The sequence below is a fragment of the Nitrosomonas sp. genome, from assembly GCA_016703745.1.
In the GTDB taxonomy this organism is placed as follows: domain Bacteria; phylum Pseudomonadota; class Gammaproteobacteria; order Burkholderiales; family Nitrosomonadaceae; genus Nitrosomonas.
This window is the reverse complement of record JADJBK010000006.1, coordinates 1,988,265-2,012,645: the sequence shown is the minus strand read 5'-3', so window position 1 is coordinate 2,012,645 and position 24,381 is coordinate 1,988,265. Positions and strand designations below refer to the sequence as shown.

At 51.2% G+C, this 24,381-nt stretch carries 21 protein-coding genes; 8 read left to right on the top strand and 13 right to left on the bottom strand.

Annotated elements, in window-relative coordinates:
* Window positions 1-78: 78 nt before the first annotated feature.
* Window positions 79-939, bottom strand: coding sequence for an MBL fold metallo-hydrolase (locus tag IPG31_10630; GenBank protein MBK6618781.1), 861 nt, complete (start codon window positions 937-939; stop codon window positions 79-81).
* Window positions 940-1,155: 216 nt separating this feature from the next.
* Here IPG31_10630 and IPG31_10625 point away from each other — a divergent pair, with 216 nt between their 5' ends.
* From IPG31_10625 to IPG31_10595, 7 genes are all read left to right on the top strand, one after another.
* Complete coding sequence (locus tag IPG31_10625) at window positions 1,156-1,461, top strand: winged helix-turn-helix transcriptional regulator (GenBank protein MBK6618780.1); 306 nt, start codon at window positions 1,156-1,158, stop codon at window positions 1,459-1,461.
* 108 nt (window positions 1,462-1,569) lie between these two features.
* Window positions 1,570-3,273, top strand: coding sequence for a TIGR01244 family phosphatase (locus tag IPG31_10620; protein MBK6618779.1), 1,704 nt, complete (start codon window positions 1,570-1,572; stop codon window positions 3,271-3,273).
* A 24-nt stretch (window positions 3,274-3,297) separates the two neighbouring features.
* Entirely contained in the window at window positions 3,298-4,119 is an 822-nt protein-coding gene (locus IPG31_10615; GenBank protein MBK6618778.1) for a sulfite exporter TauE/SafE family protein, read from the top strand.
* A 143-nt stretch (window positions 4,120-4,262) separates the two neighbouring features.
* Complete coding sequence (locus tag IPG31_10610) at window positions 4,263-5,261, top strand: IS5 family transposase (protein ID MBK6618777.1); 999 nt, start codon at window positions 4,263-4,265, stop codon at window positions 5,259-5,261.
* A gap of 108 nt (window positions 5,262-5,369) precedes the next feature.
* On the top strand, window positions 5,370-5,801 hold the full coding sequence (locus IPG31_10605) for an RNA-binding S4 domain-containing protein (protein ID MBK6618776.1): 432 nt from the start codon (window positions 5,370-5,372) through the stop codon (window positions 5,799-5,801).
* Entirely contained in the window at window positions 5,798-7,600 is a 1,803-nt protein-coding gene (gene recQ, locus IPG31_10600) for a DNA helicase RecQ (protein MBK6618775.1), read from the top strand. Before IPG31_10605 ends, recQ begins: the two co-directional genes overlap by 4 nt.
* A 270-nt stretch (window positions 7,601-7,870) precedes the next feature.
* On the top strand, window positions 7,871-9,055 hold the full coding sequence (locus IPG31_10595) for a porin (GenBank protein ID MBK6618774.1): 1,185 nt from the start codon (window positions 7,871-7,873) through the stop codon (window positions 9,053-9,055).
* Between the two features lie 53 nt (window positions 9,056-9,108).
* Here IPG31_10595 and ruvB read toward each other — a convergent pair whose 3' ends face one another.
* Genes ruvB through IPG31_10575 form a run of 4 tightly spaced genes read right to left on the bottom strand, consistent with a single transcriptional unit; the run spans window position 9,109 to window position 12,069 of the window.
* Complete coding sequence (ruvB, locus tag IPG31_10590; GenBank protein MBK6618773.1) at window positions 9,109-10,203, bottom strand: Holliday junction branch migration DNA helicase RuvB; 1,095 nt, start codon at window positions 10,201-10,203, stop codon at window positions 9,109-9,111.
* A gap of 12 nt (window positions 10,204-10,215) precedes the next feature.
* Window positions 10,216-10,800 (bottom strand): Holliday junction branch migration protein RuvA, encoded by a 585-nt coding sequence (gene ruvA / locus IPG31_10585; protein ID MBK6618772.1) that lies wholly within the window; start codon window positions 10,798-10,800, stop codon window positions 10,216-10,218.
* Window positions 10,797-11,321: a crossover junction endodeoxyribonuclease RuvC gene (ruvC, locus tag IPG31_10580; protein ID MBK6618771.1), complete on the bottom strand. Its 525-nt coding sequence runs from the start codon at window positions 11,319-11,321 to the stop codon at window positions 10,797-10,799. Before ruvC ends, ruvA begins: the two co-directional genes overlap by 4 nt.
* A gap of 16 nt (window positions 11,322-11,337) precedes the next feature.
* Window positions 11,338-12,069, bottom strand: a complete 732-nt coding sequence (locus IPG31_10575) for a YebC/PmpR family DNA-binding transcriptional regulator (protein ID MBK6618770.1) — start codon at window positions 12,067-12,069, stop codon at window positions 11,338-11,340.
* Window positions 12,070-12,343: 274 nt separating this feature from the next.
* Between IPG31_10575 and IPG31_10570 the strand changes: the two genes are divergently transcribed.
* Window positions 12,344-12,634, top strand: a complete 291-nt coding sequence (locus IPG31_10570; GenBank protein MBK6618769.1) for a transposase — start codon at window positions 12,344-12,346, stop codon at window positions 12,632-12,634.
* A 186-nt stretch (window positions 12,635-12,820) separates the two neighbouring features.
* On the opposite strand, the gene IPG31_10565 is transcribed toward IPG31_10570, so the two are convergent.
* The 8 genes from IPG31_10565 to IPG31_10530 all read right to left on the bottom strand — a co-directional run bounded on the left by IPG31_10565 (window position 12,821) and on the right by IPG31_10530 (window position 24,306).
* The gene (locus tag IPG31_10565; GenBank protein MBK6618768.1) at window positions 12,821-14,122 is read right to left on the bottom strand and encodes a PepSY domain-containing protein; all 1,302 of its coding nucleotides are present in this window, start codon (window positions 14,120-14,122) and stop codon (window positions 12,821-12,823) included.
* A 165-nt stretch (window positions 14,123-14,287) separates the two neighbouring features.
* Window positions 14,288-14,482: a TonB-dependent receptor gene (locus tag IPG31_10560; GenBank protein MBK6618767.1), complete on the bottom strand. Its 195-nt coding sequence runs from the start codon at window positions 14,480-14,482 to the stop codon at window positions 14,288-14,290.
* Window positions 14,483-14,515: 33 nt separating this feature from the next.
* Window positions 14,516-16,681, bottom strand: coding sequence for a TonB-dependent receptor (locus tag IPG31_10555; protein MBK6618766.1), 2,166 nt, complete (start codon window positions 16,679-16,681; stop codon window positions 14,516-14,518).
* A gap of 228 nt (window positions 16,682-16,909) precedes the next feature.
* Window positions 16,910-17,890 carry a FecR domain-containing protein gene (locus tag IPG31_10550; GenBank protein MBK6618765.1) on the bottom strand — a complete coding sequence of 327 codons (981 nt, stop codon included), beginning with the start codon at window positions 17,888-17,890 and terminating at the stop codon, window positions 16,910-16,912.
* Window positions 17,891-17,930: 40 nt separating this feature from the next.
* Window positions 17,931-18,437, bottom strand: a complete 507-nt coding sequence (locus tag IPG31_10545) for a sigma-70 family RNA polymerase sigma factor (protein MBK6618764.1) — start codon at window positions 18,435-18,437, stop codon at window positions 17,931-17,933.
* A gap of 93 nt (window positions 18,438-18,530) precedes the next feature.
* Window positions 18,531-21,638, bottom strand: coding sequence for an efflux RND transporter permease subunit (locus tag IPG31_10540; protein MBK6618763.1), 3,108 nt, complete (start codon window positions 21,636-21,638; stop codon window positions 18,531-18,533).
* On the bottom strand, window positions 21,635-22,846 hold the full coding sequence (locus IPG31_10535) for an efflux RND transporter periplasmic adaptor subunit (protein MBK6618762.1): 1,212 nt from the start codon (window positions 22,844-22,846) through the stop codon (window positions 21,635-21,637). Before IPG31_10535 ends, IPG31_10540 begins: the two co-directional genes overlap by 4 nt.
* On the bottom strand, window positions 22,843-24,306 hold the full coding sequence (locus tag IPG31_10530) for an efflux transporter outer membrane subunit (GenBank protein MBK6618761.1): 1,464 nt from the start codon (window positions 24,304-24,306) through the stop codon (window positions 22,843-22,845). Before IPG31_10530 ends, IPG31_10535 begins: the two co-directional genes overlap by 4 nt.
* Between the last annotated feature and the right edge of the window lie 75 nt (window positions 24,307-24,381).

The following is a 24,381-nucleotide window of genomic DNA, read 5'->3' as shown; positions in this document are numbered from 1 at the left end:
AGACGTGAGATTTTTGTCTGGAAATTTTTCTTAATAAGTGATGCGCCCACCTATTGGCCGATGTGCCACACATGTTTTTCACAAAGTGTTAACTGGTATTTTGAGGTAAGTCACGCCATTGTCTTCTGCTGGCGGCAGTTGTCCTGCTCTGATATTGACTTGCACGGACGGCAGTATCAGAACAGGCATTCCCAGTGTGGCGTCTCGCGCAGTTCGCATGGCGACAAACTCTTCTTCGCTAATGCCATCATGCACATGAATGTTGTGCGCTCGTTCTTCAGCCACGGTACTTTCCCATTTTACCGGGCGATCGCTGGCAGGATAATCGTGACACATGAACAGCCTGGTTTCTGGCGGGTAATCCAGTAATTTACGGATTGAACGGAAGAGCTGTCGCGCATCTCCGCCGGGGAAATCTGCGCGCGCGGTGCCGGCATCCGGCATAAACATGGTATCGCCAATGAAAACGGCCTCTCCAAACTGGTAAGCCAGGTCAGCCGGAGTATGGCCGGGGACGAGTATTGCCCTGCCACGAACCCCGCCCACGTCAAAGTATTCTCCATCAGCAAACCGGTGATCAAATTGGGTGCCATCAGTACTAAAATCTTTTTCCAGGTTAAACATTTTTTTAAAAACGGCTTGAACTGTGGAAATTTTGTCGCCAATCGCTGTCTTTCCACCCAACTCCATTTTTAGATAATGCGCCGATGAAAGATGGTCGGCATGCGCATGAGTTTCAAGTATCCAGTCCACAGTCAGATTTTGTGAGCGGATGAAGTTAATCAGTTTGTCAGCTGCCTGATGCGATGTCCGCCCGGATTGGGGGTCGTAATCGAGCACGGGATCAATAATTGCACAATGGCCGGATGGTTGATCAAACACAACATAACTGACCGTAGCGGTAATGGGATCAAAAAAACCTTCAATGTTGGGTTGCATGATATTCTCCTGTTAGTTAATGCAGAAACATAATATCATTAAACGATATATTTAAAAATATTTTTTTTTAATATATTATATTCTGCTATGATGATTGGCATGGCGAGTGGGTGAGTACTTCAACTGCCAGTAGTTAGTGATAAATTATTACAGCAACACTTCATAATGAATACAGATACTAAAAATAAAGTAGAGTCCATTCCTGCGGGGCAAGATATGTCTGCTTTGCTACAGGAGAAGGCTTCGGCAGCCAAGGCATGTGCTCTCTTAAAAATATTAGCGAATGAGGACAGACTGCTGATTCTGTGCCAGCTCATGCTGGGTAGCAAAAGCGTAAGTGAGCTGGAGCAGTTGCTGGGCATCCGGCAGCCGACGTTATCACAACAATTGACCGTGTTGCGTGAGGAACAGCTGGTCACCACGGAGCGCAGCGGGAAATATATTTTCTATACCCTGGCAAGCCACGAGGTATCTACTGTTATGCATACCCTGTATATGCTTTATTGTCAGAAAAATGAATAAAATTTTTCTTCCTGGCATATTTCCCACGTAACCAAAGTAAATTCCTAAAATCAACTCTATCCTCACATCGTCTCCAATCCTTTTAAGTTTTTTCATAAGGAACACACCATGAATACGACAACTGAAGCAAGCTGGAATAAACTAAATGAGAATTTTTCCGTATCCGGCCAGATCAATCCGGAAGACATTCCTGCAATTGCAGCGGCGGGCTACAAATCGATTATCTGTAACCGTCCTGATGGAGAGGGTGGCGAGGCGCAGCCGACAAGCGATGCCTTAAAAATAGCCGCAGAAGCAGCAGGTTTGCAGTTTTCCTATCTACCCGTTGTCATTGGCGGGGTGAATGCTGAGAAGCGCGAGGCCTTCCAGCAGCTACTAAAAACGCTGCCTGAACCCGTATTTGCTTTTTGTGGCTCAGGCAAGCGTGCCACGGCGTTATATGCTGTGGACGAGTCGACACAGATCCCGCTGCCCGAGCAAGACACGATTACCGACGCGTGTAACTGGGAAGGGGGTGCACCAGAAACGCATGCGTTTACGTATCAACATCCTGAACAAAGAACAGCACCCGTTATCCCCGCATGCCATTGGGACAATGCTTTCGATATTGTTGTAGTAGGCGGGGGATCGGCGGGTATTGGTATCGCCGCCAGTCTGCTGAACCGGCGTTCTTCAATACGTATTGCCATCATCGAGCCAAATGACAAGCATTATTATCAGCCAGCATGGACACTGGTTGGCGGCGGTGCCTTTGACCCGGCGGATACGGTACGTGACATGGCTTCGGTTATGCCCAAAGGCGTACAGTGGATTCAGGCAGCCGCAGCGGGCTTTTTGCCGGATAACAATCTGGTGCAGTTGGCCGATGGTCGGGCCATTAGCTATCAGCAGCTGATCGTTTGCCCCGGTATTCGTCTCGCGTGGGAAAAGATCGAGGGTATTGAGCAAACACTTGGCAAGAATGGCATCACTTCCAACTATCGGTTTGACCTTGCACCTTATACCTGGATGTTGGTCAAGCAGTTAAAAAACGGCAAAGCTCTGTTCACTCAGCCACCCATGCCGATCAAGTGCGCTGGCGCGCCGCAAAAAGCCATGTATTTATCCTGTGATCACTGGCAGAAGCAAGGGGTACTCGATAAAATCGATGTCGAATTCAATACGGCGACTCCCGCTTTGTTTGGTGTGGCCGAATTTGTCCCACCGTTGATGGCGTATATCAATCGTTATCATGCCAAACTGGCCTTCAATTCCAATCTGGTCAAGGTTGATGGTGACAGAAAGCTGGCTACATTCGAAGTCAAAGATGAGCACGGACAAGTCACGCGTGTTGAAAAACCGTTTGATATGCTGCATGTCACCCCGCCGCAGGCTGCACCAGATTTTTTGCGCAACAGCCCACTGGCCGACAGCAGCGGTTTCTGTGAAGTCAATCCTAAAACCCTGCAGCACGCGCGCTTCCCAAATATTTTCTCATTGGGTGATGCTTGTTCCTCGCCCAATGCCAAGACGGCCGCTGCCGCCAGAAAACAGATTGTCATCGTTGCTGAAAATCTGCTGGCCGCACGTGAAGGGCTGGAGCCAAAATTGATTTATGACGGCTATGGCGCTTGCCCGCTGACAGTGGAAAATGGCAAAGTCATTCTTGCTGAATTTGGTTTCGGCGGAAAACTGCTTCCCAGTTTCCCACTTGACCCTACCGTTGCCCGTAAATCTTACTGGTGGCTCAAAGCCAGGTTTTTTCCATGGCTATACTGGAACGCTATGCTGAAGGGACGCGAATGGCTGGCACGTTCAACGGGTGTCAACTAAACACCCTTATCGAATTGTATTGACATGGAAATAGTGCTGATCAGCCTGATGTTGGGAGCAGTTACCGGTTTCATTCTGGCTTTGACCGGTGCGGGTGGAGCGATTATCGCGATTCCCCTGCTGGTTTTTGGTTTGAACTTGTCCATGACACAGGCCGCACCTATTGCCTTGCTCGCCGTGGCATTGTCAGCAGCTATCGCGGCTTACCTCGCGTTTAGCAACCTGAAAATTGTGCGTTATCGTGCGGCAGGTCTGATTGCTGTAATGGGTATGCTGGTTGCGCCACTTGGTATCTGGGTGGCGCAATTTCTGCCTGATCTGCTGTTGACGTTATTATTTTCAGTGGTATTGGCTTATGCTGGCTGGCGTATGTTTCAATCATCCAGCCAGCATGAACTACTTGAAAAATCTGTATTGCCCGAGTCTGCGCACTGTCAGTTCGATACCGTTAAGGGCCGCCTCATCTGGAACGAGCCTTGCGCCAAAGCGCTGGTACTTGCAGGACTATCAACCGGATTCTTGTCTGGCCTGCTGGGCGTGGGTGGAGGATTCGTCATCATTCCCGTACTTAAGCGCGCAACCACGCTTCCCATGCAATCCCTGGTTGCCACCTCTCTCGCTGCCATCGCGCTGATTTCGACGGCAGGTTTTCTCTCTGCTGCTTTTGTCGGCGCCATGCAATGGGTGATCGCGATACCGTTTGGTTTGGGCGCCGTATCAGGCATGCTGGTCGGCCGCTTTTATGCTGGCCGCTTCAACGAAACCCTGCTGCAACGTGGTTTTGCAGCGATAGCAGGGTGTATTGCCTTCGGGATGCTGGTGAGTTTGATTATGAGCTTTTTTTAACTGAAATTTGCTAACATGTCCGGCAGTTATAATCCGGACATCAATTGCGGTTCATTCTGTGCCAGCTATGGCGGTTAAGGAACCTCTGATCAATAACCGATCACCGATATAATTCTGCATCAAACTTTTTCGAGAAGCTATTCATGAAACCTTACCAACAGATGAGTTTTGCTGATGCCGAATACGCCAATAAGGGCAAAGTCACGCGCCGCGAGAAGTTTCTCGATCAACTTGATGGATTATTGCCTTGGCAGGCTATGATTGATGTTATTGAACCACACTATGCGCCAGGCAATGGGCGTGGCCGCAAACCATTTGCCTTGGAATTGATGCTGCGCGCGCATGTTGCGCAAATTATCTACAACTATTCCGATCCGGGCATGGAAGATGCGCTGTATGAGATTGAATCACTGCGCCGTTTTTGCGGCATTCGTCTGGAAGCCGTGCCGGATGAAAGCACCATTTTGCAATTTCGACATTTACTGGAAAAACACGGGTTGATGGATCAAATCTTCCAGGTCATCAACCAAACACTGAGTGAGCGTGGGTTGTTCTTGAAAGCCGGCACCATCGTCGATGCCAGCCTGATTGCCGCACCGACTTCAACCAAAAATAAAAGCCGGTCGCGTGATCCAGAAATGCATTCCAGCAAAAAGGGCAATCAATGGTTTTTCGGCAGCAAGTTTCATATCGGCGTCGATCATGAAACCGGGTTGGTGCATACGCTCAAAGTAACCTCGGGGCATGTCAGCGACGTTGCCGAAGCCGCCGCCCTGCTGCATGGCGAGGAACAGTTTGTCCATGGCGATGCCGGATATCAGGGGCTGGATAAACGCCCGGAGATGCCGGCAGAAAACCCTCCAGTCTGCGTAATCACGATGCGTCCGGGCAAACTGGCCAGGCTCACGAAAGACGATTCCGGCGCGGCTCAACTACTGCGCGGGGCCGCCCGCGAACTGGCGAAACGCCGCGCCAAAGTCGAACACGTGTTTCGGGATATCAAAATCCGCTTTGGGTATGCTAAAAATCGCTATCGCGGCCTGGCCAAAAATGCGGCCCGTTTGACCTTCCTGACAGCCATTGCCAACGTCATCCGTGGTGACGCCTATGAACGTCGACGCCTTGTTGCGTCTGAAATTTGAAAACAAGCCAGTAAATGGACTTGTTTCCAGAGAGAAATAGCTGTTTTCATAAAAATCAGCGTCACTATTTGAAAATAGTGGCTAGTTTTTGAGTGACTGCCGTTCAGAATGTTTGTTTTTCAGAGGTTCCTTAAAAAAATACCATCCTCGGCAACACCACTTCAGCATGAGAAATGTCGTATCGACAAATGGCTGTTTGCTGCCCGTTTTTTCAAGACACGCTCTTTGGCGGCAGAGGCAATTGAAAAAGGCCGGGTACAAGTCAATGGCGTGCGCGCCAAATCATCCAAAACATTGAACGAAGGTGACAGACTGGATATCCGAATTGGCGAGTACCGTTACCATGTCAACGTATTGGCATTATCAAACAGGCGGGGATCGGCTGCCGTTGCACAAATGCTCTATCAGGAGACAGAGGAAAGCCGTATCGCCCGACAGGAACTTACTGAAATACTCAGGATGCAACCTCGTTTGGAAGTAAGAGGACGCCCCACCAAGCGTGTTCGACGCAATCTACAGCGGCTGATCAACGGAGAATGACCACCAAAGCGCGCGCTATTCTCAAAGAAATCTTTGGGTTTTCTGATTTTCGTGGACAGCAGGACAAAATTATTTCACATGTGGTTGATGGTGGCCATTGTCTGGTGTTGATGCCCACCGGAGGTGGGAAATCATTGTGTTATCAGATTCCGGCATTAATGAGAGAGGGTGTCGCTATCGTGGTTTCACCCCTGATCTCATTAATGGAAAATCAGGTTGCGGCACTCAATGAGCTGGGTGTACGCGCGACTTATCTGAATTCATCGCTACCAGCAGAAGATGCATTGAAGGTTGAGCAAGCTATGCTGGCCGGTGTTTACGATCTGATTTATGTCGCGCCGGAGCGGTTATTAACTCAACGTTTTCAGACATTATTGCAACGTGCTTCCCTATCACTGTTTGCAATTGATGAAGCGCACTGTGTCTCACAATGGGGGCATGATTTCCGGCCGGAATACAGTCAGCTTTCACTGCTCCCCAGAAAATTTCCAGAGATACCGCGTATTGCGTTGACCGCCAGCGCCGATGACAAAACTCGTGCTGATATCATTTCCTGCCTGGGTTTGCAGCAAGCGCCCACCTTTATCAGCAGCTTTGACCGTCCGAACCTGTATTACCGAATCGTGGATGGATCCAATAGTCGTGAGCGTTTGCTCGATTTTATCCACCAGGAACACGCCGGTGACAGCGGGATTGTCTACTGTCGCTCACGTAAAAAAGTGGAGGAAACAGCAGTCTGGCTAACTACTCAGGGCATTACTGCGCTTCCTTATCATGCTGGAATGGATACCGCCACACGTAGCCAGCATCAAAAGGATTTTTTGTATGGTGAGAATATCGTAATGGTGGCCACGACTGCATTTGGGTTGGGAATTGATAAACCGGATGTTCGCTTTGTCGCTCATTTGGATTTACCCAAGAGTATCGAGAGTTATTACCAGGAAACGGGACGAGCCGGGCGCGATGGTCTTGCCGCTGATGCCTGGATGACTTACGGATATGGAGACATCATCAAATCCCGCCGCTTGCTCGACTTCAACCCAACACCGGCACCAATCAGACAGGCTGCACTCAATCGGCTGGATGCCCTGCTCAAGTTGTGCGAATCCACAGCCTGCCGCCGAGTGCACCTGCTTCAGTATTTTGGAGAAACACCAAACTATTCTGTTTGTGGTCATTGCGACATCTGTCGAGAGAGCTTGCCCGCTCAGGATGTGACGATCTCCGCGCAAAAAGTGTTGTCCTGTATTTATCGGACGGGTCAATGCTTTGGTGTGGAATATCTGGTTGATGTTCTACTGGGCAAGCTGACCACGCGGATCAAACAATGGAATCACGACAAAATCAGTACATTCGGTATCGGCCAGGAACTGGATGCCGCTGGCTGGCGCGCGATTTTCAGGCATCTGCTGGCACGCGGCTACCTGGAGGTAAGTGATGAGCGCAATACGCTGAAACTAGCCCAGTCTGCACGGGAAATTTTGCGTAATCAGCATAAAATCCTGCTTAGGTTTCAGCCTGAACGGAAGCTGGAAAAAAATAAAAAAGCGAATTACCCCGATCATTTTTCACCCCCCGACCAGCTACTCTGGGAAACACTGCGGCTCTGGCGGCAAACGGTTGCCAAAGATCACGGTGTGCCGGCCTATGTTGTTTTTCACGATACGACTCTGCTGGAATTGATACGTCTGCGACCACAATCCAGCCAAGCGTTACAACAGGTATCTGGTATGGGCACCACCAAGTTTGCGCGCTACGGGGAGTCGTTGCTGAAAATTTTATACAGGACAGGCGGCTAATCTCTAATAAAAGAGTATTTGTCGGCGCATTTCTTCTGGAACAATCGCAACTGTTGCTCAAATACAACAAAAAGTGATCATAAAATCAAAAAATACGGGTTTATTGTTGCATCGATGAAATGTCTTGTGCACAATCCGCCTAACCCTATTGGGTCAGTGAGTATTAATCTAGCAGTGGATAAATTGGTTAATGCGTTCTGTTGGCAGATTACGGACAAGCAGTATGCAATACGATAATTTTTGTTGTTTTTTTCTTAAGGAGAGTTTCAAATGAAAAAAAGACTGATTTCGCTGGCAGTCGCTGGCGCGCTGGCAGCACCTTTGGTGGCTTCCGCTGATGGCACACACGTTACTATCTTTGGCCGTTTGCAAGCTGAATATGCCACTGTCGATGTAGATGGTTTCAATGCACAAACTGCTATTGTTGACGATGCGCTGCAATCCCGCTGGGGACTGCAGGTTGCTGAGGATTTAGGAATGGGCCTGCAAGCAATTGGCCGTGTTGAGTTTTCTTTTAACCCCGGCGCCGGTTCCAACCAGACTGCTCGTGAACAATGGGTTGGTCTGGGTGGCGAACAATGGGGTGAATTGAAATTTGGTCGCGTGCAATCCCCATTCAAGGACTTTGCCGGTGGTCACTCGATCGATCCTTTTGCCTACACCAGCTTGCACGCAAACGGTAGCGGTGGTTTGATGACTGCATCACAAAATGGTTTAGGCGCAGGTGACAACAGTTTCGTCAACAGTGCCGTGCGTTTTGATTCACCCGTAGTTGAAGGCTTCGCGTTGTCCGCTTTGTTGATGCCAGGCGATGCTGATAAGCGTGATCCATTATTGAATCCAGCTAATTCCGGTGGCGAAAACGGTGAGTGGGATTTTCAGGTTGCCGGTAAATACAGCGCGCAATTCAATGACGTTGACTTCAATATTTTCGGTGGCTATTCCCGTGATAATGTTAGCAAATTCCAGAAATTGAGCGGCGTGAGAAAAGATGAGGAAATCTGGCGCGGTGGCGCACTCGTGGGTTTTGCTGGTTTCCGTTTACGTGGCCAGTTTGAATGGGTGAACAACGCCAATCCGTTTGGTGGTGCCGCCACTTGTACCGATGCAGCTGCATTTGGCAGTGCTGCAGGTCCTCTCAGCCTGGATGGTGGCCGTGGCCAATGTAATTCAGCCATGAATACAAATGGCGATGGCTATCTGTGGATGGCAGGTGGCGATTACACGATTGGCAATACCATGCTGGTTGCGCAAGGTGGTATGACTGAAGCAAAAAGCGAAGGCTTCATTGCCAAACGTAATGTCGAAAATATCACCGTTGGTGTGATTCACAGCCTGAGCCGTCGTTCCAGCCTGTTTGGTGGTTATCAGCGTGTCTGGGTTAAAGACAGAAACCTGGTAGGCGTGGATGCCGATCGTAACGTTTACTCGGTAGGCTTGCGTCACGATTTCTAATCAATACGATTAGTTAACTTGCTGTAAAGAAGGGTGCCTGTTGGCACCCTTCTTTATTCTGGAGTCGATTGGATAAGGGATTCGTCAGTAGCCGTTTCATCAGCGGGGATATGATGAGCAAACAGGCTTAATTGCTGGGAGTGCGCAACCGGAAGCAGATTAAAATGTTGATAGGTGGCCGCTGTTGCAATCCGACCGCGAGGAGTACGTTGCAGAAATCCCTGCTGGATCAGGTAGGGTTCCAGAACTTCTTCGATAGTGTCTCGCTCTTCACTGATGGCAGAAGCCAGGTTATCTACGCCGACTGGGCCTCCGCCAAATTTTTCCATGACTGCCAGCAACAATTTTCTGTCAAGCACATCCAGCCCGATCGCATCCACATCGAGCATACGGAGCGCGGCATCGGCTACCTGACTGTCGATGACGCCATTTGCCTTGACCTGTGCAAAATCACGAACGCGACGCAGTAAACGATTAGCAATACGCGGTGTGCCGCGTGAGCGGCGGGCAATTTCCATTGCACCGTCATCTGCGGTGATAATTTCAAGCAATCTGGCCGAGCGCGCCACAATTCTGGTGAGCTCGTCAGCGGTATAAAACTCTAATCGGGAAACTATGCCAAAGCGGTCACGTAATGGATTGGTCAGCATACCCGCACGGGTCGTTGCTCCCACCAGAGTAAAAGGTGGTAGATCGATCTTGACCGATCGTGCCGCAGGGCCTTCACCAATCATAATGTCGAGCTGATAATCCTCCATTGCCGGATAGAGAATTTCTTCAACGATAGGTGATAAACGGTGAATTTCGTCAATAAACAGCACATCGTTGGGTTGTAGATTGGTTAGTAATGCCGCCAGATCACCTGCGCGTTCCAGCACCGGACCGGACGTGTGACGCAGATTGACACCCATTTCACGAGCAATAATATGGGCAAGCGTAGTTTTTCCCAAGCCAGGCGGGCCAAACAGCAACACATGATCGAGTGCTTCCTGACGTTGCCGTGCAGCTGCGATAAAGATTTGCAGTTGCTCACGTATTTTCTCCTGCCCGACATACTCATCGAGTTGATTGGGGCGCAAAGCGCGTTCCAGCGCTTCTTCGCGAGGAGAAAGGGAGGAAGTGGAAATGATTCTATCCGGTTCGATCATGATCAGATTGTATTACTTGGGTTTGGATAGATACTGCAATGCCTGCATGATGCCATCAGATACCGCGACAGCCTCAGGCAACTGCTTAACTGCCATGTTAGCCTCACGGGCATTATAGCCCAGCGATAACAGGGCGTTGAGAATGTCCTTGTCAATTCCTTGTGAAATCGTCGTTACATCAGGCTGAATTAGATTTGAATCAAGCTTATCACGCAGTTCCAGTAATAAACGCTCTGCGGTCTTTTTGCCAATGCCGGGAATTCTGGTCAGCCATGCGCCATCCTGCAGAGCAACTGCCTGACACAGATCGGCAACACTCATCCCGGACAAAATAGCCAATGCAGTTCTGGCACCGATGCCCGATATTTTGTTCAATTGGCGGAACAAAACGCGCTCACTTTCAGCCGCAAATCCAAACAATATGTGGGCATCTTCGCGCACAATCAAATGTGTCTGCAATGTGATTTTTTCGCCAATCGCAGGCAATTGGCACAATGTACTCATCGGTACATTGATCTCGTAACCCACGCCTTGTACATCGACCAACACCAATGGCGGATGTTTTTCAAGCAGCAAGCCACTTATGCGTCCAATCATGAACGTCTACCTCGCCTCATGCGGGGAGATCGGAGCGATAGCGCACTGCCAGCAAGGTTGGTGCTGCCATGAGCATGACAAATCGCACATGCCAGAGCATCAGCCGCATCAGGGCGAGGTCGCCCGGTCAGTTCCAGTAGACGCATCACCATTTCTTGAACTTGCTCCTTGTGGGCATGGCCATTACCAACGACGGCCTGTTTAATTTGCAGGGCGGTATATTCTGCTACGGATAATTCGTGCTGTACTGCAGCGCAGATTGCTGCTCCACGCGCCTGACCAAGCAATAAGGTTGACTGTGGGTTGATATTAACAAATACCTGTTCAACAGCTACCTGTTCGGGGCAATATTTCCGGATGATTTCATCCAGTCCATCAAGAATAACTTTCAGGCGCTGTGGCAGCGAGGTGCCCGTGGTCGTTACGCAGCCACTGCCTATATAGACGATTTGTCCGTCAATATAATCGATTACGCCAAAACCCGTAATGCGCAAACCAGGGTCAATACCAAGGATACGAATACTTGCTCCGATTAGGTTAGATTTCGTCGTCCATTACGGCATTGGTATAAATATTCTGAACATCATCAATATCTTCAAGAGCATCCAGCAGCTTCTGCATTTTAATTGCGTTATCACCGGTCAATGCAATTTCAGTGTCAGGTTTCCAGGTAACTTCTGCCAGCTCCGCCTTGAGACCCGAGTGGTCGATTTTTTCCTTAATGGCGGCAAACATGATTGGGTCGGTTGCTACTTCGATGCTGCCATCATCGTGAGTGACAACATCTTCCGCACCAGCATCCAGTGCCACGTCGAACAATTTCGACTCGTCCGTACCTGGTGCGAATAAAAGCTGGCCACAATGCTTGAACAAATAGGCAACCGAGCCATCCGTACCAAGATTACCGCCATGCTTGGTAAAGGCATGACGCACATCCGCCACGGTTCTGACGCGATTATCCGTCATGCAATCCACTATGACTGCCGCACCAGCGATCCCATAGCCTTCATAACGTATCTCTTCATAGCTGACACCTTCGAGTTCGCCACAACCACGCTTGATCGCGCGCTCAACGTTGTCCTTAGGCATGTTGTGCTCGTAGGCCTTGTCCACTGCCAGCCGTAATCGTGGATTGCTGCTGATATCTCCTCCGCCGAGTCGCGCTGCGATTGTGATTTCCTTGATCAAGCGAGTAAATATTTTTCCACGCTTGGCATCCTGTGCGGCTTTTTTATGCTTGATATTCGCCCATTTGCTATGACCGGCCATCAGTTTCCTCGGTTTTTGTAAAAAAGGATAATGCTACCATCCGTCAAGCATTGTATAAAGAATATGTCTGGATATCACGATAGGGCACCTCTAAAAATCCATGTCTCCTTGCCTGTCCATGTCTCGCGTCAGTATTTTTTATTCTTGCCTTATTTTATTTAACACCCTGAACTTTTAAAGCCAAAATCTGGCGGTATAGCGTTTTTTTAGTTATGCAAGGTAACGAAACCTCAAGATTGTTAATGCCTCTAAAATCAGCCACCCGGATGGCAAGGTGGACAACTGTCAGGTGGGCGTGTTTGCCAGCTTGTGCCAGAACGGCATGGCCAGTTTGATTGATGCACGCCTGTATTTGCCGGAACATTGGGTGAGCGATACGGATCGCTGCGATAAGGTCGCAATACCTGAGGAATGTCAGCATTATCAAAGCAAGTATATGCTGCCTCGAAGGCAGCTTACGGCCGAAGAGCTGGCTGAAATTATTCATAAGCGGCATCAGAGGAGACTCAGTGCCAAACAGTCTTCCACCCGACGGAAATGGCTTTGGAGTAATCTGACAAAGTAGAATTAGCCGGAAATAATGGAATTCACCAAGAGATCGATCGTGGGAGCAATTTTTGCTTTTCCAGGCAGAGTTACCTGATTTTTTGGATTTCAGAGCCACGTTTGAGTGCATCAAAGAAAATTGCGAGGGTGGATGCGATTCAATCCGGTAGTCAGTAATCCTGTGCGGTGGCGGCGATTACAGGTCTTATGATTTTAACTTGTGCGTGGTTCCCGATTCTCTGGAAAACCGAGATTTCAGTTTTGCCTGATGCCGCCGCCCGGAAGCCCTTTTGCGCCACCAGATGACAGCGCCGGTTATGGAAAGCGTTACAACGATCAGGCCCGTCATGCAGATCAGAATCTGCATCGGCAGGCCGAAAACCCGCGCGGTATGCAGCCAGGTAATCCAGCGGTGAACAACATCACCGACAGAATCGTCATTCAGTGTGATGAGCAGCTTTAATGTGCCTGTGTCAGCATCCAGCGCGACGACTGTTTCGCCGTATTTACCACCCAGCTCCTGATCGGTTTTGACGTGATAAAAATAGACACCGCGTTCCCGGTCGAGAAGCAGGAATGTTTCGTGTTCTACCGTAAAGCCTTGTTGCTTCGAAACCGCATCGATGATCGATCGTCCAAGTATCTGTGCTGTGCGCATGTTCACTCGGGGCGTTTCAACTGGATTTTCCCGTGTTGGTAATGCTGCATCCAGATTACGCTTATTCAGTATCGTACTCATGACTGGCTGATAAACCGCATGCAGATTAAAGGCTACTGATGACCAGGCCATGACCAGCAGCATCGGCCATAGCCATAAACCGCCGGCGCGGTGTAGATCGTAATTGAAACGGCCGGCTTTGATCTGCCAGGCGGATTTCCAGCGCCGCCAGAAATAATAGGCGTGTTGTTGCCGTTGATTCGATTGTACATCGGCAGGGCTGAACGGTTTCTTTCCGGGAGGCAGTGTCAGATAAAATCCGGTGAGACAGTCGAAAAACCAGAGCAGCGCGGCTATTCCCAAAATATAGACACCAAACATCAAAAGATGCTCCGGCATCGCCAGCGAATAGTGTAGTCGGAACAGAAATGGCATGATATTTTCTTTGGCGAGCGATGCCTCTCCCCAGACGCGTGTACCGGTCGACTCACCGGTATAAGGGTTGATATAGAGCTCGGTATATGGCAGTTCGAATGGTTTCCCCGTTTCCGGATCGATACGCGGCCGCAAGGAAAAGTGCCAGACTTTGTCCGCTTCATGTCGCAATCGGATTATGTCGATCTGCGCTCGGGGCTCCCGCTGCCCGATCTGCTCATGCAGTGTAAATAAATCAAATGCAGGAGCGGCATCTACTGAATCCGGTACCGGCACCGTTAATAAATCCGGATTCAACCAGCGATCCATTTCATCATGAAATGCCAGCAGGCTGCCGGTTAATCCGACAACCACCAGAAACGGCGCCAATAGCAGACCGGCATAGCGGTGTAACTGAATCAGAGAGTGACGCATGCAGCTTCCTGGACTTTACGTTACAGATACGGGTCAAATGGATATGAGGGACACGCAGGCATACCTGCCAAAATACAGAATATGCACCACTATCTCATAGGCGCATCAAGCAAGTCTTAAGTCCGACATGCTAAGGAGTTGTCCATAATTATTTCTTCACGGCTCCTAATGTTCAATTCTTAGCATACCCGTAAAGGTACGCGGTGCGCCATACAGTGCAGAAAAGGAAGTGCCATTCTCAAAGTATTTTTCATCAGATACGTTGTGGATATTAAGTTGAGCGGTTATTCGCATCAGCCGCATTTTGAACTGATAGCTGGCCATCAGATTGCCTATAACAAATGTGGGTAACTGCGCAATATTCTCTGCGTTGGATTGTCGTTCTCCTGTAGCCTAAATGCCACCACCAATCTTTAACCCACGCAGCAGCTCGTTTCGAAATTCATAGGTGTTCCACAAACTGCCCATGTGTTTTGCAGCAAACGGCAGGCGGTTGCCTTCGTTACCTGAGTTGGTGCTGACAGGGTCTCCGTTCTCATCAAAAACCGATGCATGATCCTTAGTTATTTTGGCAAATGGCAAATGGCTATAAGTAGCAATGATATTCCATCCCGGCAATATTTCGCCGGCTACATCTAATTCAATGCCCTGGGTTTCTGCTTCACCAATGGCTCTGGAGAAACGAGGGTTGCCGGGATCGGGTACCGCGATACCCTGTTTGGTTAATTCAAAATAAGAGAAAGTGGATCGCAGGCGCCCGCCAAAAAATTCGGTTTTTAATCCGGTTTCCCATTGTTGTGCGGTTTCGGGTGGCAGCTTTCTGCGATTTGAATCGATACCATTGGACACGCCAAAATTCTCGGTGTAACTGCCGTAAAGCGATAACCATTCTACAGGCCGCCATAATAAACCACCGCGCGGAGAGAAGCGATCGTCCTTTCCGGTAGTTTCATTAGCAACTTTATCGCGGCTGGTTGCATAGTCGTAACGAAAACCGCCCATGGCATGCAGGTTGAAAGGCAATTTGACCTGATCCTGGAAATAGGCGCCATGCCATGATGTGGTGCTTTCGGCTTTACCAAAAACATCATTCGGATTGGGATTGACAATCGAATCTGGTGGCACAGTCAAAAAAGTGCGATTAAAAATATTGAATGGTTCAGGGTCGGATGGGCAACAAATGCTGCTCGCCTGGAAAAAATCCTGATAATAATAATCGTACCCAAACAGTAGCTTATGCTCCAGCATGCCGGTGGTGATATTGCCGGTGAGATTCAACATGCTCTGATAATCGGTTTGACGAAATGGCGCAGACACTGCGTATCGATCAATATCGCCATCTGGCGTGGCGACTGAAAAAGGAAAAACACCTTTGTTCTGCCTGATATCGTAATGATGAATAGAAAGCCGGTTACTGATCTGCCAGTTTTCATTGAGCTGATGAGACCAGTTGATACCACCAAAATAACGATCTCCCGCCCATTTGTTGAAATGAGGCTCATGAGATACCGCATTACGAGGAAGCGGCGCTGGCCGGTTTCCCAATATTGGAATTCCTCCGAGCTGTGGAGTATTGAAGGACAGGTACTCCATCTCGGCTGTGATCTGTGTTTGTGGGCTGATATTCCATCTCACAACCGGTGAGAAAAAGACTGTTTTCCGATGTGCAGCTGCATCCTGAAATGATCCGGAATTCTCATAGGACAGATTCATCCGGTAAAGCAGGGCACCATTTGCTGTCAATGGGCCAGTCGCATCCACTGCAGTACGATAAAAATCAAAGCTGCCTGCCTGCTGTTGCAAAGAATAATAAGGTGTTGCTAATGGCTGCTTGGTGACAGTATTGATGATACCCCCGGGATCAGCACGGCCAAACAGGATGGAACCCGGGCCTTTCAGTACTTCTACTCGCTCCACGTTGGCCATTTCAATGAAGTTATTAAGTGGAAAAAAAACACCGTTGCGATAAGTTGAGCTAGTGCTGAATCCACGAATGACGGATGAATCTTGCGGTAATGTGCTTGGAGAAAGAAAGGACACGCCACTGACATTTCGCAAAGCGTCTTCAAGCCTGAATGACTGCCGGTCTTGCAGTACCTGACGCGGAACGATCTGGATAGAAAAAGGCGTTTCCATAATAGGCGTATCGGTCTTGGTTGCCGTGCTGGCATTAGCGCGTTTGTAGCTCGTGTTGTAGAGTGAATCCGGTTCCATCGGACTCGTCACCGTAATCTCGGGCAACGGGGTCGGCTCCGAATTTTTCTGCTTGATCACGATCAGGCTGTTATCCACCAGATCATAATCCAGTCGGCGTTTGTCCAGCACCTGGTCGAGTGCTTGCGCGACGGTATACCGTCCTTTAATCGGAGCGGCGGTCAAGCCCTTCACCGCTTTGTCAGCATAAAGCAGCTTGGTCTGCGTGGCCTGGGCCAGATTGTCCAGGGTAACGGACAGCGGTTGCGCGGGCAAATCAAATGAATAGGTTGATTGCGCATGAACAGGATTGGTTAGCCATGACAGCAGTAAAACGGGCAATACAATTTGAAGCAGAGGCAGCATAATTTTTCTCCAGAGTCGAGGATGAACGATGAGCAATATAGTTTGCCCTTCACCTGATAAGACGAGAGACGGATCATGAACTGGTCAATTATTTTTTTCGTTTTGTCTGTGCAAGCGCCGTAATCCTGTGGCTCGTCTACAGCGGAGTGAACTATGGGAAATGGATCGCTTTGGTTGATGGCTCCCGGATTAAGCAGCGTTCCATCTGGGTCATGCTGGTATTGTGAGCTAGCGTGTCTTTCGCCAGTCCAGTCGAATTAATTGCTCTCTGGGAATTTGCGTTACTTTGACCGGTAGGATTTTTTCAAGACCCTCGAGAAACAGGGCGAGATCATTGGCGGCGAAACTGCCGCTGATGGTTTTATCCGCCAAGGCGGTATCGGCAAACACAAAGCGTATCGGGTGGTAGCGCTGCAGCTCAATGGCGACATCATGCAGAGATGTCTGGCGGAAGATCAGGCGATCATGCTGCCAGGCTTCGACTTGCTCGATATCAATAACCTGCTGCACGATCTGGCGATTGCCATCAGGAAAACTCCGGTAGGTATGCTGATACCCTTCGCCCAGACGTTCTCCATTGATTTCGACCGCACCCTGCAACACGGCTACCGTACTCGTTTCGCTTTGCAGGCCAATATTGCCCAGACGAACATTGAATTGTGTGCCGATGTCGCGAATCTTCAGTTTCCCAGTTTCAACGATAAATGGTCTCAACCATTCGTGCTGGACATCAAACCAGACTTCTCCCCGCTCCAGTTGCAGCGTGCGCGATAACAGCGAAATCCGGGCATGTAGACGAGTATCTGTATTGAGTTTGACCATGCTGCCGTCAGTCAGGATTATCTCCTGCCGCTCGCCAAGCCGGGTAGTATAAGTCAGTGTTTCAGATTGATATTCGCTCCAGCCAGCTGTAATCAACAAAGAAGCAGCCAGCAATAGAACGCTGATCCCAAGCGCACGCACCGCCCTTTTTTTGTAGGGCGACTGGCGTGTTCTGAACAGCTCGGGAAGTTCGGCTGCATTTTTGAGTTGATCCAGTTGTGACCACAGTTTTTCGGCATTCTGGTAGGCGGCCCGATTAGCCTCGCTAGCCTGATACCAACGGTCGAAACGTTGTCTGTCCTCATCGCTACAGTGTTCCGACTGCAGCAAAAAAAACCATTCCAGTGCCCGTTTTAGCAATTTTTCCTGCATTGAAGAAACGGGCATGGAATGGACGAGGGAGGGATGAAACAAAAAATGGATGGGGTCAGGTCAGCAGATGCCCCATGTTGCGATGGCAGTGCAGCATCGCCTGAACTAGCCGTCGCTGCACCGTTTTTTCTGAAATCTCCAGACGTGCGGCAATCTGTCTGTAACTTAGCTCATCGAGCTTGCGCAGCAAAAACACATCGCGGCAGGCAGGCGGTATCGAAAGAATGGTATCGAGCAGAATGCGGCACTGCTGGCGCAATTCTACGAGTTTCTCCGGCGTGGGCGCGGGACACAGCAGATCTTCATCGAGCGGGACAAACTTTGCTCTGCCCAGTGGACTACGCCGCAGATCCATGGCGAGATTGTGCCCCACCTCGAAAAGATAAGCAGGCAGATTGATAATGGCGGAGATATCCGAGTGCGTCAGTAGCCGGATATAAGCATCCTGCGCCAGATCCGATGCAGTTTCACGACAACCGGTCAGGCGAACCAGGCTATCAATCAGGCGCGAGCGGTAGAGGTGGTAGAAATCGGTGAGTAATAGCGTATGCGGTAGCGACATGTCCGGTGCAAAAATATATTCGTCAGAATCGACTGAAACCGTATTATCGTAGGAATAGTGCTGTTTGGGAATGTGGCAAATTGTCGCACCCGGTTAACGCCCCCCAAAACGTGCCTGGATGTCTGCCAGCACAGCATAGCTCACTGGTACCAGCAGCAGGGTGGCGAGCATACCGAAAGTCAACCCTGCCGTCAGTGACAATGTTACCGGCACCAGAAATTTAGCCTGTTCGCTGGTTTCGAATAACATCGGTGCAAAACCAGCGATGCTGGTCAGCGCGACCAGCAGAATCGGTCGAAAGCGCGCCATACAGGCGGCGCAGATCAATTCGATCAGTGGGCTGTCCGTCTGCTGGGCGCGACTGCGCTGGATGAAATGCAGCAACACTACGCTGTCATTGACGACGATACCGCTCGCGGCAATCATGCCGATCAGTGACTGAAACGAAAAGTTGAGGCCGACTACCCAGTGAATGAATACTGCACCAAGCCAGGCGACAGGTACGGCCAGCAGGAACAGCAGGGGTTGCAGGTAGGAGCGGAAGCCCACGGCAAGCAGCAGATAGATTACGGCCAGCGCAATCAGAGTATTACGTTTCAGATCCTGCATGATCTCGTCGGCTTCCTCGGCAGCTTCACCACGCGAAACTTCGAGTCCGGGATAGCGCTGTTCCAGCACCGGGAAAAGTTCCGTGGTCAGTTCCTGTTCGATCGTCCGGGCGCTCACCGGCGGGGATTTGACGAGTTGCACATGCAGCGCAATTACGCCCATGCGGTCGGCACGCTGCAATGCCCCGAAACCTGGTGCAAAATCAATTTCGGCGAGCGTCCTAAGCGGGGCCTGATCGCCGTTAGCCAACCTGACCGGCATCGCAAGCAGATGCTCGATCGAGCGGCGTTCATCGATCGGATGGCGGACTTGGATTTTGACTTCCGCGCGATGGCGGATGAAGCGTTGCGCTTCTTCTCCCAGATAACCCTGCCGCACCTGTTCGGCCATATCTCTCAGGTGCAGCCCCAGGCGCTCGCCCTCCGGCCTGAGCCGCAGGCGCAGCTCGGGTTTGCCGGGTTTGCGTGAATCATTCAAATAGGCAATGCCAGGATAATCAAGAATTTTCTCTTTAATCGCGTCAGCAGCCGCATTGAGTGTGGCCGGGTCCTGCGCGCGCAGCTCGATTTCCAGATCGATCAGTTCTTTTTCGGTTGGCGTGTGAAAATCGGGACGGAAATCGCCGATGTCACCGATATGCTTATACCAGCTCTTGATGATTTCCCGGATATGAAAGCGCTGCCGCGCAGGGGTCGTGAATTCGACGTAAATCATCGGATCGACCTCATCAAGCACCACTTCAATGCCTTCGATCAGTTTCGGCAATTCCGGCGTTGGTTCGGGATTGAGTTCCTGTTCAACGGCATCGAGTGCATCGAGAAATTGCTGCACGCGCTGCTGAATCTCGGCGTAAGGCGTGCCAGGCGGTGGTTGTAGATGGACGTGAAATTCGGAATAGCTTACGTCTTCCTCCAGTTTGACGCCGACATAGCCACCCTCTACCACTGCGTAGCCAATCAACAATGCAGCAATAAATGCCGCCAGCGTGGCGTGGTGCCAGTGAATGGCATGTTGCAGCAACGGTCGGTAACGATCGGTGACAAATGCCATAAGGCGTGCATTGAGAGTTGCGCGCACTCGGGCAAGCCAGCCAGTTTTCGGGTTTTTGTCACTGCTGGCTGCCGGCGCCTCCGCCAGATGCGCAGGTAAGATCAGCAGTGATTCAAACAGCGAAAAAACCAGCGTCAGGAGCATAACAGCAGCGACCGGTTTCATGAACTGTGTCGCCCAGCTCGGCGTGACAAAGAATCCGGGCAGGAAAGCGATCAGCGCAATACCTACCCCCAGCGTGACGGGCACGGCAACATCGCGCACGCCTTGAATCGCACCACGCAGCGCCGAACCCCCTCGCTGCTGAATGGTGTGGATGCGTTCGCTGACGATGATGGCGTCATCAACCAGGACACCGGTTGCCAGCACGAGGCCGAACAGGGATAGCATATTCAGGTTCACCCCAACAGCAGGCAACAGCCAGAATGCGCCAAAAAAGGAGAAAACCACGCCCGCTGCCGTCCAGAAAGCCGTGTGCGTATCAAGAAACAGCACCAGCACCAGCAGTACCAGAAGAAAACCCGACATGCCTATCGCCAGCAGCCGGTCGAGCAGCTCGTTGAACGAGCGGGCATTATCGCGGCGGATGATAACTTCGATACCATCGGGAAGCTGTCGCTTCAATTCGGCGATATGTTCCTTGACCACTTCCGCCACCTCGACCAGGTTATGTCGTGGCACGACCGAAATGCTCTCGGACGGTATACCATCACTGGTGTTGTCAAAACGCTGATCGGCAAAACCATCGGTGATCAGAGCCAGTTCACCCAATCGCAGCACGCTGCCATCTGAATGCGTACGTACCACAAGATCGAGCAGCCTGGCCCGATCATAGGCGGTATACCGTGAACGCAGCTGGAAACCGCCGGATTCGGCCTTGAGCTCACCGCCCGGCAGGTCGAGCGATCCTCTGCGAATAGCTTCGGCGACTTCGTTAAGGGTTAACTGATGTTGCCGCAAGCGCGCAGCCGGAATTTCAACGGCGATCTCGTAAGCCACCTTGTTCCACAGCCAGGCACGCTTGACACCTGCCAGCATACCAAGCTCATCACGCACCTGCTCAGCCAGTTGTCGCAACAGCAGTTTATCCACATGCCCACGCAGCACGACCGTGATGGCGGGTGTCTCCCAACCGACATCATCGATTTCGATCCGCTCGACCGCTTTGGGCAGATTACGCAATGACTGGGTGCGCGCCCGCACCGCACTGACAAATGATTGCATGTCGTGCCCCTGTTCAATCTGCACCCGCAGTTCACATTTGCCTTCGGTAGCCATTGTCTTGATCTGCTTGATACCGGTAAGGTCGTGAATAACCTCTTCGATCGGAATACACACGCCTTCCTCGACTTCAGCCGAACCCGCACCGGGATAAAGGGCAGTCAGGGTCACCCACGGTGGTGAAAAACGTGGAAACGCCTGTCTGTCCATTTCCAGCAGGCTGATCATTCCACCCAGCAGGACAATGACCATCAACAGATTCGCGGCAATCGGATTAGCGGCAAACCAGGCGAGAATGCCAGAAGTACGTGAATCGCTCACGGCATGGTTCCGGTGTCGATAATCTGGTAACGCGGCTTACTGTCAATAAGCATCTTTGACGGGGCAGGGGTTACGATCAGCGATCCGGTTTCAATCCCGGCACTGATCCAGGCGTGATCGGTTTCGATCTGATGCAGTCTGACTGGCTGATTACGCAGCACGCCTTCCGCATCGATCAGGGCAATACTGCGGTCACCGCTCAGCGCTTCACGTGGCAGCTGAAAAAGTCCCGGTTGTGGACGCGCCGCAATCTCCGCCTGTACGAACAATCCCGGCAACAAAGGAAATGCTTTTGTCTGCTCCTCCTGGGTGGGATCAATCTCGACCACGGCATGCAGCAGGCCGGTGGATTCACTGAATGCGCCTTCGATACGGACGATATGCCCCTGCCAATGCTGGATCGTGTCACCAAACGGTGCTGTCAACCCGGCCTTGGGACGGGCATTGACGATGGGATTAATCTGGGAAGACTGTTTTGCTGTTGGATCAGGTGCATTGCTTTGCCCAGTCGGCCAGCCAATGACGTTCAGTTGATCCAGCGACAGCGGCAGGCGCACTTCGAATCGATCTGTGGCATACAGCCTGGCCACCCCATCACCAGGACGCACGAATAGCCCCAGCCCTGCCGAATGACTACGAATACGGCCAGTAAACGGTGCTCGCCAGTTACACCGGTTGCGTTGCAACCGTGCCTGCGCGAGATCCGATTCTGCTGCTTTCAGTCTGGCGCGTGCATCCGCGAGTTGCGGCACTCGCAACATTAACGGCGTGGCTGGTTTATCGCCACCGAGCACTTCCCATTCATAATGTGCCTGCGTCGCTTCTTCTTCCTCCACGGCAAGGCGGTGCTTTGCCTGCGCAACTTCTGCCTGCGCCTTAATAATTGCGTGATCATAATCACGTGGATCGACCGTCACCAGCACATCTCCCTTACGAAAAATATCACCACTGATGAATGCGGGATGCAGACCCGTGATACGCCCGGTTACTTCAACGGTCAGATCAATTTCCGTGCGCGGCATGACTACGCCCTGCGAACGCACATCGGGTGTATAGGTTTGTGCAACGGCGCGGATCACCTGTAATGCAGGCGATTTATCAGGGGGTGCCGATGGACGTTGCTCAGGGCGGATGAAAATAAGCCCCAACGCGATGCTGATGCCGACCAGCAGAATGATGATCGGCCATATTATTCTGGTGCTGCTCAAATGCCACCCCCCAGTGCGAGATAAAGACTGATGCGATTGTTCAATAATTGCCGTTGCACAGCGAGATGCGCACTTTGTGCGTTTAACGTGCTGCGGAAGCTGTCGAGCAGCGTTAGGATCTGGATAAAACCATGCCGGTAGGAATAGAGTGCCCGCTCACGGGCGGCCTCGGTCTGGCGTACCGCTTCGCGTAAATCCTGTTCCTGCGCACGCAGCCATTCCTCGGCCGCCAGCGTCTGCTCGACTTCCCGGAAGGCATTGAGCGTCATATTCTGATAGTGATTGAAAATTTCATCCACTCGTGCCTGCGCGAGCTGAATTCCACCGCGAATACGTCCGCCGGTAAACAAGGGCTGCACCGCTCCGGCAAATACATTCCACACTACCGCGCGCGGATCGACGAGTTCTGTCAATGTACTGTCACGCGTCCCACCCGATGCCGTCAGGGAAATCCGTGGCAGCAGCAGTTTAGTCGCACTCTCCAATCGGGCATCGGCTGCGCGCAAACGCGAAAAAAGGGCAGCGACATCAGGGCGCCTGGCCAGCAGTTCAGCGGGTAATCCGGCTGGCAGAACGGGAGGGGGAGCAGGCAGGGAATACGTTGCCTGAGCTGGCTCAGTCTCGCCTGCAGCCGCGATAACATTGTGCAATACCCCTGCAGGATAATGCCCCAATAAAATTTCCAACTGACGGGTGGCAAGCTGCATCTGATTCTGCATCTGCGCCAGTTGTGAGCGAGCATTGGCCAGATCAGTTCTCGCCAGACGCACGTCGAGTCCGCGCGCCAGCCCGCGCTCAAAGCGTCCCTGTACCAGACTGGCAATGGTACCGCGATCGGTGACTGATTGAGCGGCTACCCGCATCTGTTGCTGCGCCTCCAGCAACACAAAATAGGTTTGTCCCACCCGTGCCGCAAGCGATAGTCTGGCTGACTCGAAATCTGCCTGTGTGGCGTGGATCTCCTGCACGGCTGCTTCTCTGAAGGCGCGGATACGTCCCCACAGATCGATTTCCCAGCTCAGATTAAACAGCCCTTCAAACACGCCGAAGCGTGCTGAACCAAAGCCAGCGCTGCGCACTTGTGTATGCTGGTATCCCGGTGCAAAACCCAGTTGTGGCCACAGCCCTGCACCATCAATGCGGGCCTGCGCGATGGCAACCTCCACCCGGGCAGCAGCCGTTTTGAGATCGAAATTGTTTTCCAGTGCCTCGCTGATCAGCAAACTCAGCACCGGGTCATCAAACGATTTAACCCATTGCTGGGGATGGGATTGGCCTGAATTTGCCGCACCACTGCTCCACTGGCTTGGTAACGGGATTGCGAGATTGTCCGCGTGCCGATCTGGTGTGCTCATGCAGCCACTGGTCAGAATCAGCAGAACGAACGGCAGCAGCCATTTGGCTGGATTGTTTTCGTAAATACGAACCAGACAATATGCCATAACAAGGAAAAAGGTCATGTTGCAGGAGCGATAGTCACACTCTTTTGCAGTAATCGCGCCCACCTCTTCCGTCTACCAGGGGGTTGGCTGAGA